We start from the raw sequence: 17,273 nt of genomic DNA on the forward strand, positions 1-17,273 counted from the left end.
CTCACCTGATCGCGCTGACCTGCCTGATGAGGTCGGAGACGCGCACGATGCCGAGGCAGCGGTTCATCTCGTCGGTGACCACCAGATCGTCGTAGACGCGGGCCGAGTCCCGGCCCGCCGCCTGCATGGCCGCGATAGCCGGGGTGGTCCGCGGCACCGTACGGGGCGGGTCGGCCAGCCGCTGCGCCGGCTTCGAACCGTGCAGCGCGTGCCCGTAGCGGGCCGCGAACGACAGCAGGAACCGGCTGCGGTCGAGGCTGCCCTTGGGCCGCTGGAACTCGTCCACCAGGATCACGCTGGTGATCGTCGGCTCCTGCCCGAACGCCGCCACCGCGTCCTCCGCCTTGGCCTCCGCGGGCAGCGTCACCGCCGGGATCAGCAGTTCCTGGACGCGCGGGCCGAGCATGACGGAGGCCGGCTCGTCGGTGACGGGGAGCGGCACCCGTATCTTGCCGTCGGGGCCGGGTGCGAGCAGCGGGCCGTGCGCCAGCCGCACGCCGAGCCCGCGGGCCACCGCGGCCTGCGGCTCGCGCTCGACGCCGGGGGCCAGCACGTGGGCGCCGATGCCGCGGGCCAGCGTCACCACCGACCGCACCACCGCGGTCGCGCGATGGTCGCCCGGGACGCGGGTGACCGTCTCGGGGTCGAGGGCCAGCAGGTACGGGCTCGCGTCCGCGATCAGTGCCAGGGCCGCGCCACTGGTCCCCACGTCGGCGAAGCCGAGAAGGTAGCCGATCGTGCGCAGGCTGTCGAGCCCGACCTTGAGCAGCGGCCGGTCCTGTTCCTGGCACGGTCCAGTGAGCAGCACGATCGCCTCACGGGGATGCCTGCCCGCCCTTCGGAGCGCCTCGTGCAGGGGCGCCAGGGCACCCGCGCCCGCCAGAACGACCCTGACAGGCAGCTCCAGCACCATCGGCAGGGGGGCCGCCTTGAGCGTGCCCGCGGAGTCGACGACGGCCGGGTGGGCGATGGCTGCCCCGGTGTCGAGATCCACTATGGGGCTGGTGAGCAGGGAGGACACGTACGAATGGTGGTGGAGTCACGGGCGTGGCTGAAGGCCCAGGCAGCAAAATTTACCGACATTTCGTTTTCCATCCGGGGAGCGGCGGCTTGGCCGCGGGGAATCTCATTCGGTTAGCCTTCCGGCATGGGTGCGCGTCCGGCGAGGGGTGGCGGCCGGTGGGTCACGGTGCCGCCGGAGCGGCTGCATCCGTGGATCGACGGGTTCGCGGGGCGTCACGGGCCCTTCACGGCGTCCGGTGACGAGCGGGTGGTGCGGCTGCTCGCCGACGACGGGGCCCTGGCCGAGCTGCACGTGCCGTTCCCGCCCATGACGCCGCCGGGGCCGCCGCACGTCACCCGGCTCGTCGTCCACGCCCGGGCGGCGCGGCAGGTGGGGGTGTTCCTGGTGCGGCTCGGGGGGTACGCGGCGGGGGTCTTCTCCGGGTCTTCGCTGGTGGCGTCCAAGGTGGGGTCGCGGCTGGTGCAGGGGCGTACGGCGGCGGGCGGGTGGTCGCAGCATCGCTTCGCCAGGCGGCGGAGCAACCAGGCGGCGCAGGCGTTCGACGACGCGGTGGAGACGGCGGTGCGGGTGCTGACGCCGTACCTGGGGGAGTTGGACGGGGTGGTGCTGGGCGGGGATCGCCGGGCCGTGGACGCCCTGCGGGGGGATCGGCGGCTGGCGTCGCTGCTGGCGCTGGAGACCGAGCCGTTCCTGGTGGTGCCGGACCCCCGGCTGGCGGTGCTCCGGGACACGCCGGCGTCGTTCCGCGCGACCCGCATCAGGATCATCGACCCACCCTGACCTGCGCCCTTGCTCGCGCTCTGTATCGCGCCCGAGCCCCGCGCCCACGCGTCCATCTCCCGCCCCGTGCCCCCAGCCCCGCGGTGCGCCATCGGGCCGGCGCTGCGATCACGGGAGATGGTGGCGTGGGTGCGGTCAGGGGGTGAAGGCGGGCTTGTGGTCGGTGAGGAAGGTGGACAGGGGACGGGGCCGGTGGCCCGTGAGGTCCTCGACCGTCGTCGTGGTCGTGGACCAGCGGCCGTCCCCGGTCGAGGCCATCAGCTCGGCCAGGTCGCCGGCCAGCGGTTGAGGGATGCCCTGGCGTTCGAGGTGGGCGGCCATCTCGGGAACGGGCAGGTCCACGTAGCGGATCGGGCGGCCGAGGACGGCGCTGATCTCCTCGGCGATCTGGTCGTGCGACAGTGACTCCGGGCCCGTGAGCACGTGGTCGGCGTCCGGTCCGACCGGGCGGGTGAGGAGGGCGGCGGCCACTTCCGCGATGTCCCTCGTGTCGATGTAGTTGACCGGCCTGGGCCCGTACGAGCCGTAGAAGCGTCCGTCGCGCACCTCGCGCGGCAGGTTCTGCATGAAGCCGGTCGGTTGCAGGATCGACCAGGGCAGGCCCGACCTCCTGAGGTGGGCGTCGACCTCGCCGTGCATCCCGCCGCCCAGTTTCGCGCCCGGCGTGGCGCCCCGTACGGACACCGTCACCACCTGGGCCACGCCCGCGCGGGCGGCCAGGTCGATCACGGCGCGGTGGGCGTCGGCGAAGCCGGGCCAGAGCGAGCTGTTCAGGAACAGCCGGTCGCCCGGTGACAGCAGCGCGCCGATCGTCCCGGGCTCGTCGAAGTCGGCGAGGGCGTGGTCGCAGCCCAGGTCGTCGGCGAGTCCGCGGACGACGGCGAGGACGTCGTGACCGCGCAGGCGCTCGACGAGCGCCCGGCCGATGGAGCCGGTGGCACCGGTTACCACGATCATTGCTGGCCTCCCTAAGCGGACGATGAGATTCCGGTTGCCCGGACGCTACACTAACCGGAATCGAATCGTCCACTTGGGGGTCGTACGTGCGCGCAGACGCCAGGCGGAACCTGGACAAGATCGTCGAGGCGGCGGCCGAGATCATGGCCGAGCGCGGCGTGGACGCGCCCATGGAGGCCGTCGCCAAGCGGGCCGGAGTCGGCGTCGGCACGCTCTACCGGCGCTTCCCCGACCGCAACGCGCTGATCGCGGCCGTCGGTGACCACTACGTGCACACGATGGCGGACGCGCTCGACCTCGCCGCGTCGAGCGCCTCCGACGCCTGGAGCGCGATCTGGGACTTCGTCACCTGGGCGGCGGAGCCGGGCCGTGCCGCGCTGGCCACCGCGCTGGCCGTGCTGCCCGATGAGGTGATCACGGGCCGGGAGGAGTTCGCGCGGGCGCGGGCGAGGTGGGTGGAGCGGTTCGACGCGCTCGTACGCCGGGCGCAGGCCGAGGGCTCGATGCGCACGGACGTCGGCGTGGACGACCTGATCCACCTGCTGAACGTCTTCGCCTGCCACCCCGGCCGGCTGCCCGAGCCGGTGGCGTCCAGGCCGGTCCGATACCTGCACCTGATGCTCGACGGGATGAAGACCGGCGCGGCCACGCCGTCCGCTCACGTGGCCCCGTGACCGGTTTGAGAGTTTGAGACGATTCAAAAGAATCTTGAATGCCGCTATGATGCGAGAAGTTCACGGTGACCGCCATCGGCGGTTCATCCGTTGTCTCTGCGCCCACGGCGTACCGCGTCCAGCGGATCGCCGCAGGCGGCGGTAGCGCGCAGCTACGGTGGGCCGCGTCACGGCGGGCCGCCGCAGGCTGCGGTTTGTGCACCTTCGGTGGGCCGCGTCCGGCGGACCACTGCCAAGTAGCGGATTATGCAGTTCAAGCAGCACGGCCTCGTGAGGATCGATGGCGACCAGGAACATCAAGGAGGTCGCGCAGCTGGCGCGCGTCTCGGTGGGCACGGTGAGCAATGTGCTCAACCGCCCGGAGATCGTGTCCCCCGCCACACGCGAACGCGTCTTCGAAGCGATCAAGAAACTGGGCTTCGTCCGTAATGAAGTGGCCCGCCACCTGCGAGTGGGCCGCAGCCGTACGGTCGGCCTCGTCGTGCTCGACGTGTCCAACCCGTTCTTCGTGGACGTGGCCCAGGGTGCCGAGTCGGTGGCCGACGGCCACGATTCGATGGTGGTGCTCTGCAACAGCGCCGGCGACCCCGGCCGCGAGCGCCGCCACCTCGACCAGCTCGAACAGCAGCGGGTCATGGGCATACTGATCACCCCCGTGGAGATGGAGAGCCCCTGGCTGGAGGAGCTGGCCGCCCGGGGCACGCCCGTGGTGCTGGTCGACAGCCCCGCGACCGGCCTGCAGTGCTCGGTGGCGGTCGACGACCGGCTCGGCGGGCAGATCGCCGGCGCCCACCTGATCGAGCGGGGGCATCGGCGGATCCTGTTCGTCGGGGGACCGACGTCCATAAGACAGGTGGCCGACCGGCACGCGGGCATCAGCAGCGCCGTCGCCGCGGCCGACGGCGCGGTCGAGCTGCTCACCTCCATCTCTCCCACGCTGACCGTCGCCGAGGGCCGGGCCGTCGGGGAGCGCATCGCCGCGCTGCCCGCCGACGAGCGGCCGACGGCGGCGTTCTGCGCGAACGACATGATGGCGCTGGGCTTCTTACAGGCGATGGCCACGCACGGACTACGCGTGCCCGAGGACCTGGCCATCATCGGGTACGACGACATCGACTTCGCCGCGGCGGCCGCGGTGCCGCTGTCGTCGATCCGGCAGCCGCGTGAGCTGCTCGGACGTACGGCGATCGACCTGCTGCTGGAGGAGGTCGCCGAGCCGGAGCAGCATCGGCATCGGCAGGTCATCTTCCAGCCGGACCTGGTGGTCCGGGAGTCGAGCGCGCTGGACCGCAGCGCCTGACCTCCATTCCCCCCCGCGCCGGAGCCCCGTGAACCGATTCATCGGCGGCTGCGCGCCGCGTGCCCGTGGGGTCCGTCCGGCATGGGCGGCACAGTCGCCACGTGCCCGGCGTGACCTGCGGCGGGCTGTGACAACCGGAAGGAGCCCTCTTGACCGAGCTCTACACAAACCCCCTGGCCACCCCCGATGACCTGGCAGGCTTCCGCCTGGAGGGGGACGGCGCCACCTCGTTCCCCCAGGGACGCCTGCGCCTGGAGAGCCTCAGACCGCCCTCGGACGGCCAGGCGGCCAACCTGGTCCTGTGGTGTCCCGAGGAGTTCCCCGCCGACGTGCGGATCGAGTGGGACTTCTGGCCCGTGCGGGAGCCCGGCCTGGCCATCATGTTCTTCCATGCCCGCGGCAGGACCGGCGAGGACCTGTTCGACCCGGGCCTGGCCACGCGCACCGGCCCCTATGACCAGTATCACCACGGCGACATCGACGCCTACCACGTCTCCTATTTCCGCCGCATGTGGGCCTCGGAGCGCGCCCTGCACACCTGCAACCTGCGCAAGAGCCACGGCTTCCACCTGGTCGCGCAGGGCCCCGACCCGCTCCCCGCGGTGCTGGACGCCGAGGGCCCGTACGCGATCCGCCTCGAGATCAAGGCCGGGACGATCACGTTCTCGGTCAACGATTTGGTCTCGTTCCGATGGGCGGACGACGGCTCGATCGGCGGTCCCGCCCTGGCCGGAGGCAAGATCGGGTTTCGGCAGATGGCGCCGCTGATCGGAGAGTACGCAAATCTCCGGGTGTCTCGTCATTGACTTTGAGTCGATTCAACACTAATTTCGCACCAACCCGCCGTTCACTGGCTTGTAACGGGGCAGGAATCGCGGTGCAACAACCCCACCCCCGTATCCGTGCACATGCCACGAGAGGTGGTGCCGGATGAACCATCCCGCCATGTCTATCAGGATTCAAGCTGCCTGCTCAGAGCTCATCTGGGCGGTCCAGCTGAACCTGATGTGGATCGTCTTCACGCTCGCTGGAGGCGTGATCGGCGGGCTGGGGCCCGCCACCGTCGCCGCGTACACGCTGGCTCGGCGGCGGGCTCGCAATGAATCGTTTCATGCCTGGGCCGAATTCTGGACCGTCTACCGACGGGAGTTCGTCCGGGGCTCGCTGCTGGTCCTGCCCGTGGCGGCGCTGGCCACCGTCCTGGTCGGCAACTATCTTTACCTCTCCGCTCTCGGGCCCAGCATGGGAGCGTTGCGGATCGCGACCTTCGTGGCGCTCATCGCACTTGCGGGTGTGGGGGCGTACGTGGGGCCGTTGTACACGCACTATGACCTGCCGCTTCGGGCCTACTGGCCCAAGGCGGCGCAGCTAGCGCTCCTGCGTCCGGCTTCGTCCGTGCTGCTGCTGCTAGCGCTCTCAGCCATCGCCTACGCGACCTCGGCGGCGCCCATCCTCGCGCCGGTGATCAGCTTCGGCGCGTGGATCTATCTCAACACGTGGCTCTGCCAGCGCTTCTTCGAGGAGAACGAGGCGCGCCTGCATTCGAAAGGGAACTCATGAGCGCATCCCGTCGTCGCCGGCTTCTCGCCGGTGTGTTAACGCTCACGGCTGCACTCACCGCCTCGGCCTGCTCAGGCGGTGACGCGCCCGCCAGCGATCCGAACACGCTGACCATCATGACCAAGCTGTTCGGCGCCGCGCCCGACCCGAAGGGAGAGATGCAGCAGGCGGTCGAGAAGTTCCTCGGCAAGAAGCTCCAGATCACCTGGGTTCCCAACGCCGAGTACGCCGACAAGGTCAACGTCACGCTGGCTTCGGGCAACGTGCCGCAGCTCATGGTCGTGGACCCGCACGGCCCGGCGTTCGTCAAGGCCGCGCAGGCCGGGGCGTTCTGGGACCTGACCGACAAGCTGGACAAGTACCCGAACCTGAAGCCGACGGACGAGCGCCGCGTGCTCAACGCCTCCATCAACGGCAAGTCCTACTCCATCCCCCGGATGCGGCCCATGCTGCGTTCGGCAGTCATGATCCGCAAGGACTGGCTGGAGAAGCTCGACCTGAAGCTGCCCGAGACCGTCGACGACCTCTACACCATCGCCAAGGCGTTCGCCGAGAAGGACCCCGACGGCAACGGCAAGAAGGACACCTACGGCCTGATCATCCCGAAGTGGCCGGGCAAGTACGCCAGCTCCAGTCCCTATGACACGCTGGAGACCTGGTTCGGCGCCCCGAACGGCTGGGGCGAGCGCGACGGCAAGCTGGTCCCCGGCTTCGACACCCCCGAGTTCCTCGAGGCCAACAAGTTCCTGAAGAAGATGATCGACGAGGGCCTGGTCAACCCGGACTTCGCCAGCTACGACACGGCCAAGTGGGACGATCCGTTCTTCCAGGGCAAGGGCGGCATCATCATCGACGTGAACGTCCGCTCCAGGGCGCTGCTCGACAAGTTCAGGGACGACGGCGACAAGGACTACGGTGACAAGGTCGCCATGGTCGGCAACCTCAAGCGCTCCGACGGCAAGAAGTTCTCCCTGCCGTTCACCGGCTACAACGACGCCATCGCGATCTCCAAGCAGAACGTGCGGACCGAGCAGGACCTCGACAACCTGCTGAAGGTCCTGGACAAGCTGGGGACGAAGGAGGGCCAGGTCCTGGTCCAGAACGGCATCGAGGGGCGCAACTTCAAGGCCGAGGGCGACACCGCCGCGCTGATCAACGAGACCGACCCCGCGGTCCGGGTCGTCCAGGACAACGTCGACCAGGCCTTCACCCAGCTCGGCTTCAAGGGCGACACGACGTACGGCGGCCTCGCCTACGCGCGCACGCCGTCCGGCCAGCCGTACAAGGACATCATCAAGCTGGGCCTCGACCTGATGAACGAGGACCTCAAGACGGCCGTGTTCAACCCGGCGCTGCCCGTGGTCTCACCCACGGCCGTCGCCAAGGGCGCGCAGCTCGACGACATCATCCCCGACGCCCGGATCAAGTACCTGTCGGGTGAGATGACCGAAGAGCAGCTGAAGGGCGAGATCAAGCGCTGGTACGACGCCGGCGGCACGCAGGTCGCCACCGAGATCAACGACCTGGTCTCCAAGCTCGGCACCAACTGATCCGCCTGAGGGGCCCGGGCCGTCGTGCCCGGGCCCCTCACATGAAAGGAGGCCGTTGTGGCCACCGACCTGGCGCCGCCTCCCGCGAGGGCGGCGAGCAAGCCCGGCCGACGCCGGAGGCCGGGATTGGGCGCGTCCCTGGCGCGATACCGCTGGCTCTACCTGATGCTCCTTCCGGGCGTCGTCTACTTCGCGATCTTCAAGTACCTGCCGATGTACGGCATCACCATCGCCTTCCAGGACTTCCTGCCGTTCCTCGGCTACTCCGGCAGTCCCTGGGTGGGCTTCCAGCACTTCCAGGATCTGTTCACCGGGCCGGACTTCGGCCGGCTGATGTTCAACACGCTGTTCCTGGCGCTCCTGACCGTGGTCTTCATCTTCCCCGCGCCGATCGTCGTCGCGCTGCTGCTGAACGAGTTGCGGATCAACGTGCTCAAGCGTTCGGTCCAGTCGGTGATGTACATCCCGCACTTCCTGTCCTGGACGATCGTCGCGTCGCTGACGTATCTGCTGTTCTCGGCCGACTACGGGGTGCTCTCCGGATGGCTGCGCGACATACTCGGCGACACCGCGAAGATCGACTACGTGGCGCAGGAGGAGTGGTTCCGGCCGCTGATCATCCTGCAGCAGATGTGGAAGCTGACCGGCTGGGGCACGATCATCTACCTGGCCGCGCTGGCCGGTGTGGACCCGCAGTTGTACGAGGCCGCACGCATGGACGGCGCCGGCCGCTTCCGCCAGCTCTGGCACGTCACGCTGCCCGCGATCCGCCCCACGATCGTCGTCATGGCCATCCTCACCTCGGGCAACCTGCTCGACACGGGCTTCGAGCAGATCTGGCTCATGACCACCTCGCTGAACCGCTCGGTGGCGGACGTGTTCGACACCTACGTCTACTACACCGGTATCACCCAGGGCGCCATCAGCTACTCCACCGCCGTCGGCCTGTTCAAGGGCGTCGTCGGCTGCATCCTGATCTTCGGCTCCAACTGGCTGGCCAAGCGCCTCGGCCAGCGTGGACTGCTCTAGGGGGCCCTGGATATGAACAGCATGAAGCACAAGAAGCTGAACACGGAATACAGCACCGTGGCCAGCCGGGTGTTCGACGTGATCAACGTCGCCGTGCTCATCGGCCTGGCGCTGGTCACGGTGCTGCCGCTGCTGTACGTGCTGGCGGGGTCCTTCGCGAGCGAGTCGGAGATCGCCGCGCGGCCGTTCTTCCTGTGGCCGGAGAAGTTCATCACGGACACGTACACGTTCATCTTCTCCACCCCCACCTTCATCCGCGCCCTGCTCACGACCATCGTCGTGACGGCGGTCGGCACGGTGGTGCAGCTGGTGCTGACATTCACCATGGCGTATCCGCTGGCCAAGCGGTACCTGCCGGGCCGGACGCTGGTGCTCAACCTGGTGATCTTCACGCTGGTCTTCTCCGGCGGCATGATCCCCACCTACCTGGTGGTGCGCGACATGGGGCTGCTGGACAGCTACTGGGCGCTGATCCTGCCGCTGGCGATCAACCCGTTCTACCTGATCATCGTGAAGAGCTTCTTCCAGGAGCTGCCGCAGGCGCTGGAGGAGGCGGCGCGCATTGACGGCTGCAACGAGATGGGCGTCTTCTTCAAGATCGTCCTGCCGCTGTCGAAGCCGATCATCGCGACGTTCTCGTTGTTCTACGCGGTGAGCATCTGGAACGACTACATGTCGCCGCTGCTGTACATCAGCGATCCCAGCAAATGGACGCTGCAGATCCTGGTGCGCCAGCTGACCAGCGCTGACCAGGCCGACGCGCTGGCGAACATGGACAGGACGTTCGTGCCGCCGGAGCAGGGCCTGAAGTTCGCGGTCGTGGTGATCGCGACGCTGCCGATCCTGCTCTTCTACCCGTTCCTGCAGAAGCACTTCGCGAAGGGTGTCCTGATCGGGGGCGTCAAGGAGTGAGCCGCGCCATCCTGCTGGCCGGTGACTCGACGGTCGCCTCGTGCCCGGCCTGGGAGGCGCCCATGTCCGGGTGGGGGGCGCAGCTCGGCGCGTACGCGGGCGAGCCCGTGCGCAACTTCGCCAAGGGCGGCGCCACCACCGCCAGTCATCAGGCGGAAGGGCTGTGGGCGGCGCTGCTGCGGGAGGTCGTGCCCGGAGACCTGGTGGTGATCCAGTTCGGGCACAACGACCAGAAGGATCCCGCGATCCCGTACCAGGACAACCTGCGCGCCTTCGTCGAGGAGGCACGCGGGGCGGGCGCGACGGCGGTGCTGTGCACGCCGGTGCAGCGGCGCAGGTTCGAAGGCGGGCGGCTGGTGCCGACGCACGGGGACTACCCCGACCGGGTGCGGGCGCTGGCCGCCGCCGAGGGCGTGCCGCTGATCGACCTGACCGCCGCCACCACCGAGCTGTACGAGCGGTACGGCCCCGACGGCTCCAGAAGCCTGTTCACGCACTTCAAACCGGGGGAGCACCCGCTCTACCCCGACGGGGTGGCGGACGACACCCACTTCAGCTTCCGCGGCGCCGACGAGGTGGCCGCGATCGTCGCCGAACGACTGAGGGAGATCCGATGACGGCACTGCGCTGGCTGGACCGACCGGGGGAGCAGGGGGTGACCTGGGGGGTTCCGTGGCCGCGCGGCGCGGTCGAGCCAGGCGCGCCGTTCGCGCTGGCCGACCCGGAGGGCCGCGAGGTGCCCGTGCAGACCTGGGTGACCGCCACCTGGCCCGACGGCTCGGTCAAGTGGTCAGCCCACGCGATCGGCGCGCGGCCCGCGGAGCTGTCGTACCGGATCGAGCCCGGGCGCGAGCCCGCCGCGGCGGCCGCCCCCGTCACCGTCGCCCGCGAGGGCGGCGTGCTGACCGTGAGCACCGGCGTGGTCACCTGGACGATCGAGGAGTCCGGCGGCACGCTGGCCCGCTCGATCTCGCGCGGGAGCCGCGAGATCGCCAGGGACGTGCGCCTGGTCAGCCTCCGCCAGAGCGAGCCCACGCCCGACGAGGGCGGCCCGGTGGCCCGTTCGGAGACCACGGGGCAGGTCGAGAAGGTCACGGTCGAGCAGGACGGGCCCGTGCGCGCGGTCGTCCGGCTGGAGGGCAGGCACGGCGACTGGCTGCCGTTCACCGTGCGCCTGTACTTCCACGCGGGCGCCGAGCAGGCGCGGATCATGCACACGTTCGTCTGGGACGGCGACCCCGAGCGCGACTTCCTGGCCGGGCTCGGCCTGCGCGCCGACGTGGTCATGCGGGACGAGCCGCACGACCGGCACGTTCGCCTGGCCGGCAGCGGCGGCTTCCTCACCGAGGCGGTGCGCGGGCTGACCGGGCTGCGCCGCGACCCCGGCGAGTCCGTACGGCGGGCGCAGGTCGAGGGCAGGCCGGCCGGCGAGATCGCCCCCGAGGTCGCCAACCGGTTGCACCTCATCCCCACCTGGAACGACTACACGCTCGACCAGAGCTCCGCCGACGGCTTCACCCTGCGCAAGCGCACCGCCGAGGGCCACTCCTGGGTGACGATCCCCTCGGGCACCCGCTCGGCCGGCTACGGCTACGTCGGCGGCACCGGCGGCGGCCTGGGCTTCGGGCTGCGCGACTTCTGGCGCCTGCACCCCACCCGCCTCGACGTCAGGAACGCGGCCACCGACCTGGCCACCGTGACCGCCTGGCTGTGGTCGCCGTCCGCCCCGGCCATGGACCTGCGCTTCTACCACGACGGCATGGGCCAGGACACCTTCGCCGAGCAGCTGGAGGGCCTGGAGGTCACCTACGAGGACTACGAGCCCGGCTTCGGCGACGCCCACGGCGTGGCGCGCACGCACGAGCTGGTCCTGCGCGCCTACGAGGCCACGCCGTCCGCGCAGGACCTGTCCCGGCACGCGACCGCCATGAACCAGCCGGGCCTGCTGGCCGTGACCCCCGAGCGGATGCGCGAGGCGGGCGTCTTCGGCGTCTGGGAGCTGCCCGACCGCTCGACGCCCGCCCACGCCGAGATCGAGGACCGGCTGGACTTCCTGTTCGACCTGTACGTGCGCGAGCGCGAGCAGCGCAGGTGGTACGGGTTCTGGGACTACGGCGACGTGATGCACACCTACGACCCGGACCGCCACACCTGGCGCTACGACGTGGGCGGCTACGCCTGGGACAACTCCGAGCTCTCGCCCGACCTGTGGCTGTGGCTGCAGTATCTGCGCACGGGCCGGCCGGACGTCTTCCGCTTCGCGGAGTCGATGACCCGCCACACCGGCGACGTCGACGTCTACCACGCGGGCCGCTGGAAGGGCCTGGGCAGCAGGCACAACGTGCAGCACTGGGGGTGCAGCTGCAAGCAGCTGCGCATCTCCAACGCCGCCTACCGGCGCTTCTACTACTACCTGACCGCCGACGAGCGCACGGGCGACCTGATGGACGAGCTGAGCGTCCCCGAGGAGACGTTCACCGTCATCGATCCCCAGCGCAAGGTGCGCGAGGACGTCTACACGCCGGACCCGTCGGCGCTGTCGGTCGGCCTCGGCACCGACTGGGGATCGCTCGCGGCCGCGTGGCTGACCCGGTGGGAGCGGCACGGCGACGAGCGGGCCAGAGACCGGTTGCTGGGCACGATGGCCGACATCGGCGCGCTGCCGAACGGCTTCCTGACCGGCGAGGGGCGGCTGGACCTGGCGACCGGGCGCTTCGACACCGCCCGGGACAAGATCTCCGTGTCGCACCTGTCGTCGCTGTTCGGGCTGCCGGAGATGTGCGCGGAGCTGATCGCGCTCGACCTGGACGTGCCCGGGTTCGAGCAGGCGTGGCTGCGGTACTGCCGGCTCTACCTCGCGCCGCCCGAGCAGCAGGAGGCGGAGGTGGGGGAGCGGCTGAGCGGGATCTCGCTGATCCAGGCGCACAGCAGGCTCACCGCGTACGCGGCCGCCCGCACGGGCGACGCCGGCCTGGCCGCCTGGGCGTGGCGCAAGTTCTCCCTGGACGAGGGGGACCAGCTCAACAGCAACCCGATGCAGCGGGAGAAGGACTGGCGCCTGACTCAGGTGGACGGGCCGCACGTGCTGTCCCCGGTGCGCGAGGCGCCCTTCGTGAGCACCAACGGCGCCGCCCAGTACGGCCTGGCCGCCATCCACAACCTCGCCCTGATCGGGGAGCACCTGAAGGAGTCGTAACTGAACCGTATGGCGTACGGTACGCTGTGCGGAGCCCTGGAAATGTCGGGACGGCGCTGTACGCTGTCCCGGCTTTCCCTATTTGGCAATAAATCCGACGTTGGAAGGGTTCCGTGGTTTCCAGCCGCCAGGTCAGCGCCGACCAGCACCGCGATCACACCGCCGCCGACAGCCACGACCTCATCCAGGTCCGCGGCGCGCGCGAGAACAACCTCAAGGGCGTCTCCCTCGACGTCCCCAAGCGCCGCCTGACCGTCTTCACCGGGGTGTCCGGCTCCGGCAAGTCCTCGCTCGTCTTCGACACGATCGCCGCCGAGTCGCGCCGGCTGATCGACGAGACGTACGCGACGTTCATCCAGTCCTTCATGCCGAGCCTGTCCCGCCCCGACGTGGACGCGCTGCGCAACCTGAGCGCGGCCATCATCGTCGACCAGGAGCGGATGGGCGCCAACGCCCGTTCCACCGTGGGCACGGCCACCGACGCCCACACCATGCTGCGGATCATGTTCAGCCGCGTCGGCGAGCCCTATGTCGGCGGGGCCGGCGCCTTCAGCTTCAACCTGGCCGAGGGCATGTGCCCCGAGTGCGAGGGGCTGGGCAAGGCGTCCACCCTCGACATCGACGCGCTGGTCGACCGCGAGCTGTCGCTCGACGAAGGAGCGATCAAGGTCCCCGGCTACGCGGTGGACACCTGGCAGTGGCAGGTCATCGCCGGGTCCGGGCTGTTCGACCCGGCCGTCAAGCTGGCGGACTTCACTCCCGAGCAGTGGGAGGACTTCCTGCACAAGCCCGCCACCAAGCTCAAGTACGGCTCCAGCAACTTCACCTACGAGGGCCTGGCGAGCAAGGTCAGGCGCAGCCTGCTGGGCAAGGACCGCGAGTCGATGCAGCCCTCGGCGCGGGCGTTCGCGGACCGGGCGCTCAAGCTCACCGTCTGCCCGTCCTGCGGCGGCTGCCGGCTCAACGAGGCCGCCAGGTCCGCCCGGATCGCCGGCCGCAACATCGCCGAGTGCGCCGCCATGCAGATCAACGACCTGGCCGACTTCGTCCGCGGCATCGACAACCCCGCCGTCGGCCCCGTGCTGGACGGGCTGCGCTCGACGCTCGAATCCCTCGTCGAGATCGGCCTCGGCTACCTGAGCCTCGACCGCGAGTCCTCCACGCTGTCCGGCGGCGAGGCCCAGCGGGTCAAGATGGTGCGCCACCTCAACTCCAGCCTCACCGACGTCACGTACGTCTTCGACGAGCCCACGGCCGGGCTGCACCCGCACGACATCCAGCGCATGAACAACCTGCTGATCCAGCTCCGCGACAAGGGCAACACGGTGCTCGTCGTCGAGCACAAGCCGGAGACGATCGCCATCGCCGACCACGTGGTGGACCTCGGCCCCGGCGCGGGCACGGCGGGCGGGAGCCTGTGCTACGACGGCGACCTCGACGGGCTGCGCGCCTCCGGCACGCTGACCGGCCGCTACCTCGACCACCGGGTGCGGCTGCGCGAGGACGTCCGCAAGCCGACCGGCTTCCTGCCCGTCGCGGGCGCCACGCTGCACAACCTCAAGGACGTCAGCGTGGAGATCCCGCTCGGCGTGCTGACCGTGGTCACCGGCGTGGCCGGGTCGGGCAAGAGCTCCCTCATCCACGGGTACGTCGCCGGCGGAGACGGCGTGGTCGTGGCCGACCAGTCGCCGATCCGCGGCTCGCGCCGCAGCAACCCGGCCACCTACACCGGGCTGCTCGACCCGATCCGCACCGCGTTCGCCAAGGCCAACGGCGTCAAGCCCGGCCTGTTCAGCGCCAACTCCGAGGGCGCCTGCCCGGCCTGCAAGGGCATCGGCCTGATCTACACCGACCTGGCCATGATGGCCGGTGTGGCGTCGGTGTGCGAGAAGTGCGAGGGCCGGCGGTTCACGCAGGAGGTGCTGACGTACACGCTGCGCGGCAGGAACATCGGCGAGGTGCTCGACATGCCGGTGGCCGAGGCCCGCGACTTCCTGACCGAGCGGCAGGCCCGCACGATCCTCGACCGCCTGGTGGCCGTCGGGCTCGGCTACGTGGGCCTGGGCCAGCCGCTCACCACGCTGTCGGGCGGCGAGCGGCAGCGGCTCAAGCTGGCCATCAACATGGCCAAAACCGGCACCACGTACGTGCTGGACGAGCCCACCACGGGCCTGCACCTGGCGGACGTGGACCAGCTCCTGGGCCTGCTCGACCGCCTGGTGGAGGACGGCAACACGGTCATCGTGATCGAGCACCACCAGGCCGTGATGGCGCACGCCGACTGGATCATCGACCTGGGCCCTGGGGCCGGCCACGACGGCGGCCAGGTCGTCTTCTCCGGCACCCCCGGCGAACTGGTCGCCGACGGCACCTCGCTCACCGCGATCCACCTGCGGGACTACGTCTCCAGGCCGTGACCGCGTCCGCTCCTGGACCCGCCGGGCCCTCAGACGGCCAGGCGGGCCAGGACGCGGGCGAACTCCGGCGGCGGCGCCACCACGAGCCTCGTCTGCCCCTGCTGGGTGACGATGTCGGCCCTGATGTGCGTCAGCCGCCCCTCGTTCCACCAGTACACCTGCGAGCTGAGCCCGTCCGTGCGCGCCGCGTGCACCCGCAGCCGCTCGATGGCGCGCACGACGCCGATCCCGTCCACCGGGTGCACGATCAGCGTGTACGGGTCGGGCAGCACCACGAGCACCCCGTCGGAGGGCACGGGGAGGTATTCGCCGAGCCACCGCAGGTGCGTGGCGGCCGCCGGGGTCATGGCGGTCAGCCGCGTCACCGGCGTGCCGGACAGCAGGATGCTCTCCACCTCCAGCCGCCCCTCGCGGCGGACGTTGGCGACGGCCAGGTCGAGCGCCTTCGCGGTGGCCACGGGCCAGCATCCGGCCTGCTCGGGCCGCACGGGGCGGGAGCCCGCGAACAGCAGCTCCACCAGGTCGGCGTTGAGGTGGCGGCCCACCACGCGGGTCAGGTCGTGCACCGCGTCCACGGCGTCCACGCGGGTCCGCAGCAGCGGCCGGGCCTGCTCCAGGTCGCACACGTCCAGCCGCTCGCCGGCGGTGGCCACGGCGTGCGCGAGGTGCTCGGAGACCAGCATGGGCCAGTCCTCCCTGGCCCGGCGGCCCGCCTCGCGGCGCAGCCCGGTGAGCCGGACGACCAGCTCCATGTCGCCCCTGAGCGTCACGGAGCCGCCGTCCCGGGCGAACTCGAAGGAGTATCCGAGGGATTCCGCGACGAGCGAGAGCAGCGAGTCGAGATCGACGTCCTCAACCGGCCGGCGCGGGGGCCGACGGTCACGCTTGAACAAGCTCACGCGCCGTGTCCCTTTCTGTCGGATTTGTCCCTCCTACCTTGCCTGTCCCTCATCACTGACGATGCCCGCTAGGGAGCACGATTCGGTATCGATAACCCCAAGTCTCCCCAGCCACAGGCTCATCTGTGGCGTCCCGTGGCCCACCGGAAGCCCCGCCAGTACGGGCACCCCGAGCCTCCCGAGCCGGTCCTGGAGCACCGGGTACGGGTCGCCGCAGTCGACCCACGAGCCGAGCGCGATCCCGCGCACCCCGTCGAACGCCCCCGCCTGCAGGAGCTGGGTGAGCATGCGGTCGATCCGGTACGGCTCCTCCCCGATGTCCTCCAGGAAGGCGAGCCTGCCCGCGAACGACGGCTGCCACCGGGTGCCGCACATCGAGGCCAGCAGCGACAGGTTGCCCCCGGCGAGCACGCCCTCGGCCCGCCCCGGCGCCAGCACCCGGTCGCCACGGACGGGCTGGGCCGCCCCGAACAGCGCCGCCTGCAGGCTCTCCCACGTGCGCGGCTCGGGCCGCTTCTCGTCGGCCAGCAGGTCGCAGGCCGGCATCGGCCCGTGCAGCGTGGGCACGCCCAGCTCGATGGCGAACGCGTTGTGCAGCGCCGTGATGTCGCTCGACCCCAGCAGCACCTTGGGGCCGGCCATCCGCATGGCGTTCCAGTCGAGCAGGTCGAGGAGCCGGCCGGCGCCGTACCCGCCCCGGCAGCAGAACACCCCGGAGACGGCCGGGTCGCACCAGGCCGACTGCAGGTCGGCGGCCCGGGCGGCATCGCTGCCCGCCAGGTAGTCGAGCGGCTGGCGGTCGAGCGCGTGCGCGCCCACCAGCACCTTCAGCCCGAGGCCCTCCAGTCGTTCCACGCCCCGCCTGAGCAGCACCGCGTTCGGCGGCCCCGAAGGCGAGACGACCGCGACGGTGTCACCAGGTCGCATGGAGCAACTCCTCGTTTGGCTCGTACACGTGGCAAACGGTGTCACACT

General features: G+C 70.4%; 15 protein-coding genes. 11 read left to right on the plus strand and 4 right to left on the minus strand.

The window, feature by feature from the left end:
- Position 1: 1 nt before the first annotated feature.
- Positions 2-1,021, minus strand: coding sequence for an EAL domain-containing protein (locus ACIBQ1_RS45840; RefSeq protein ID WP_397287427.1), 1,020 nt, complete (start codon positions 1,019-1,021; stop codon positions 2-4).
- A 126-nt stretch (positions 1,022-1,147) separates the two neighbouring features.
- Here ACIBQ1_RS45840 and ACIBQ1_RS45845 point away from each other — a divergent pair, with 126 nt between their 5' ends.
- Entirely contained in the window at positions 1,148-1,804 is a 657-nt protein-coding gene (locus ACIBQ1_RS45845; protein WP_397287429.1) for an acVLRF1 family peptidyl-tRNA hydrolase, read from the plus strand.
- 135 nt (positions 1,805-1,939) lie between these two features.
- Here the strand turns inward: ACIBQ1_RS45845 and ACIBQ1_RS45850 are convergent, their stop codons facing one another.
- Complete coding sequence (locus ACIBQ1_RS45850) at positions 1,940-2,761, minus strand: NAD(P)H-binding protein (RefSeq protein ID WP_397287431.1); 822 nt, start codon at positions 2,759-2,761, stop codon at positions 1,940-1,942.
- A gap of 86 nt (positions 2,762-2,847) precedes the next feature.
- Between ACIBQ1_RS45850 and ACIBQ1_RS45855 the strand changes: the two genes are divergently transcribed.
- From ACIBQ1_RS45855 to ACIBQ1_RS45900, 10 genes are all read left to right on the plus strand, one after another.
- Positions 2,848-3,435: a TetR/AcrR family transcriptional regulator gene (locus tag ACIBQ1_RS45855; protein WP_397287433.1), complete on the plus strand. Its 588-nt coding sequence runs from the start codon at positions 2,848-2,850 to the stop codon at positions 3,433-3,435.
- A gap of 280 nt (positions 3,436-3,715) precedes the next feature.
- On the plus strand, positions 3,716-4,735 hold the full coding sequence (locus ACIBQ1_RS45860) for a LacI family DNA-binding transcriptional regulator (RefSeq protein WP_397287435.1): 1,020 nt from the start codon (positions 3,716-3,718) through the stop codon (positions 4,733-4,735).
- 149 nt (positions 4,736-4,884) lie between these two features.
- A complete protein-coding gene (locus tag ACIBQ1_RS45865) occupies positions 4,885-5,541 on the plus strand; it encodes a DUF1961 family protein (RefSeq protein WP_397287437.1) in 657 nt (218 codons plus the stop codon).
- A gap of 124 nt (positions 5,542-5,665) precedes the next feature.
- Positions 5,666-6,295: a YesL family protein gene (locus ACIBQ1_RS45870; protein WP_397287439.1), complete on the plus strand. Its 630-nt coding sequence runs from the start codon at positions 5,666-5,668 to the stop codon at positions 6,293-6,295.
- A 116-nt stretch (positions 6,296-6,411) separates the two neighbouring features.
- Positions 6,412-7,845, plus strand: a complete 1,434-nt coding sequence (locus tag ACIBQ1_RS45875; protein ID WP_397287441.1) for an extracellular solute-binding protein — start codon at positions 6,412-6,414, stop codon at positions 7,843-7,845.
- A 57-nt stretch (positions 7,846-7,902) separates the two neighbouring features.
- Complete coding sequence (locus ACIBQ1_RS45880; RefSeq protein WP_397287443.1) at positions 7,903-8,874, plus strand: ABC transporter permease; 972 nt, start codon at positions 7,903-7,905, stop codon at positions 8,872-8,874.
- A 12-nt stretch (positions 8,875-8,886) separates the two neighbouring features.
- Positions 8,887-9,786, plus strand: a complete 900-nt coding sequence (locus tag ACIBQ1_RS45885; protein ID WP_397287445.1) for a carbohydrate ABC transporter permease — start codon at positions 8,887-8,889, stop codon at positions 9,784-9,786.
- Entirely contained in the window at positions 9,783-10,403 is a 621-nt protein-coding gene (locus tag ACIBQ1_RS45890) for a rhamnogalacturonan acetylesterase (RefSeq protein WP_397287447.1), read from the plus strand. Before ACIBQ1_RS45885 ends, ACIBQ1_RS45890 begins: the two co-directional genes overlap by 4 nt.
- A complete protein-coding gene (locus ACIBQ1_RS45895) occupies positions 10,400-12,982 on the plus strand; it encodes a Tat pathway signal sequence domain protein (RefSeq protein WP_397287449.1) in 2,583 nt (860 codons plus the stop codon). Before ACIBQ1_RS45890 ends, ACIBQ1_RS45895 begins: the two co-directional genes overlap by 4 nt.
- 113 nt (positions 12,983-13,095) lie before the next feature.
- Positions 13,096-15,399 carry an ATP-binding cassette domain-containing protein gene (locus tag ACIBQ1_RS45900; RefSeq protein WP_397287451.1) on the plus strand — a complete coding sequence of 768 codons (2,304 nt, stop codon included), beginning with the start codon at positions 13,096-13,098 and terminating at the stop codon, positions 15,397-15,399.
- A gap of 29 nt (positions 15,400-15,428) precedes the next feature.
- Here the strand turns inward: ACIBQ1_RS45900 and ACIBQ1_RS45905 are convergent, their stop codons facing one another.
- Entirely contained in the window at positions 15,429-16,298 is an 870-nt protein-coding gene (locus ACIBQ1_RS45905; protein WP_397287453.1) for a hypothetical protein, read from the minus strand.
- A 33-nt stretch (positions 16,299-16,331) separates the two neighbouring features.
- Positions 16,332-17,225: an LD-carboxypeptidase gene (locus ACIBQ1_RS45910; protein WP_397287455.1), complete on the minus strand. Its 894-nt coding sequence runs from the start codon at positions 17,223-17,225 to the stop codon at positions 16,332-16,334.
- Between the last annotated feature and the right edge of the window lie 48 nt (positions 17,226-17,273).

The sequence above is a fragment of the Nonomuraea sp. NPDC050153 genome (genome assembly GCF_044460125.1).
Classification (GTDB): domain Bacteria; phylum Actinomycetota; class Actinomycetes; order Streptosporangiales; family Streptosporangiaceae; genus Nonomuraea.

What these genes read in the sequence shown, in the direction of transcription:
- ACIBQ1_RS45860 (WP_397287435.1), top strand. Translation starts at nt 3,716, where the DNA reads ATGGCGACCAGGAACATCAAGGAGGTCGCGCAGCTGGCGCGCGTCTCG.
- ACIBQ1_RS45845 (WP_397287429.1), top strand. Translation starts at nt 1,148, where the DNA reads ATGGGTGCGCGTCCGGCGAGGGGTGGCGGCCGGTGGGTCACGGTGCCG.
- ACIBQ1_RS45895 (WP_397287449.1), top strand. Translation starts at nt 10,400, where the DNA reads ATGACGGCACTGCGCTGGCTGGACCGACCGGGGGAGCAGGGGGTGACC.
- ACIBQ1_RS45885 (WP_397287445.1), top strand. Translation starts at nt 8,887, where the DNA reads ATGAACAGCATGAAGCACAAGAAGCTGAACACGGAATACAGCACCGTG.
- ACIBQ1_RS45870 (WP_397287439.1), top strand. Translation starts at nt 5,666, where the DNA reads ATGAACCATCCCGCCATGTCTATCAGGATTCAAGCTGCCTGCTCAGAG.
- ACIBQ1_RS45875 (WP_397287441.1), top strand. Translation starts at nt 6,412, where the DNA reads ATGACCAAGCTGTTCGGCGCCGCGCCCGACCCGAAGGGAGAGATGCAG.
- ACIBQ1_RS45850 (WP_397287431.1), bottom strand. Translation starts at nt 2,761, where the DNA reads ATGATCGTGGTAACCGGTGCCACCGGCTCCATCGGCCGGGCGCTCGTC.
- ACIBQ1_RS45910 (WP_397287455.1), bottom strand. Translation starts at nt 17,225, where the DNA reads ATGCGACCTGGTGACACCGTCGCGGTCGTCTCGCCTTCGGGGCCGCCG.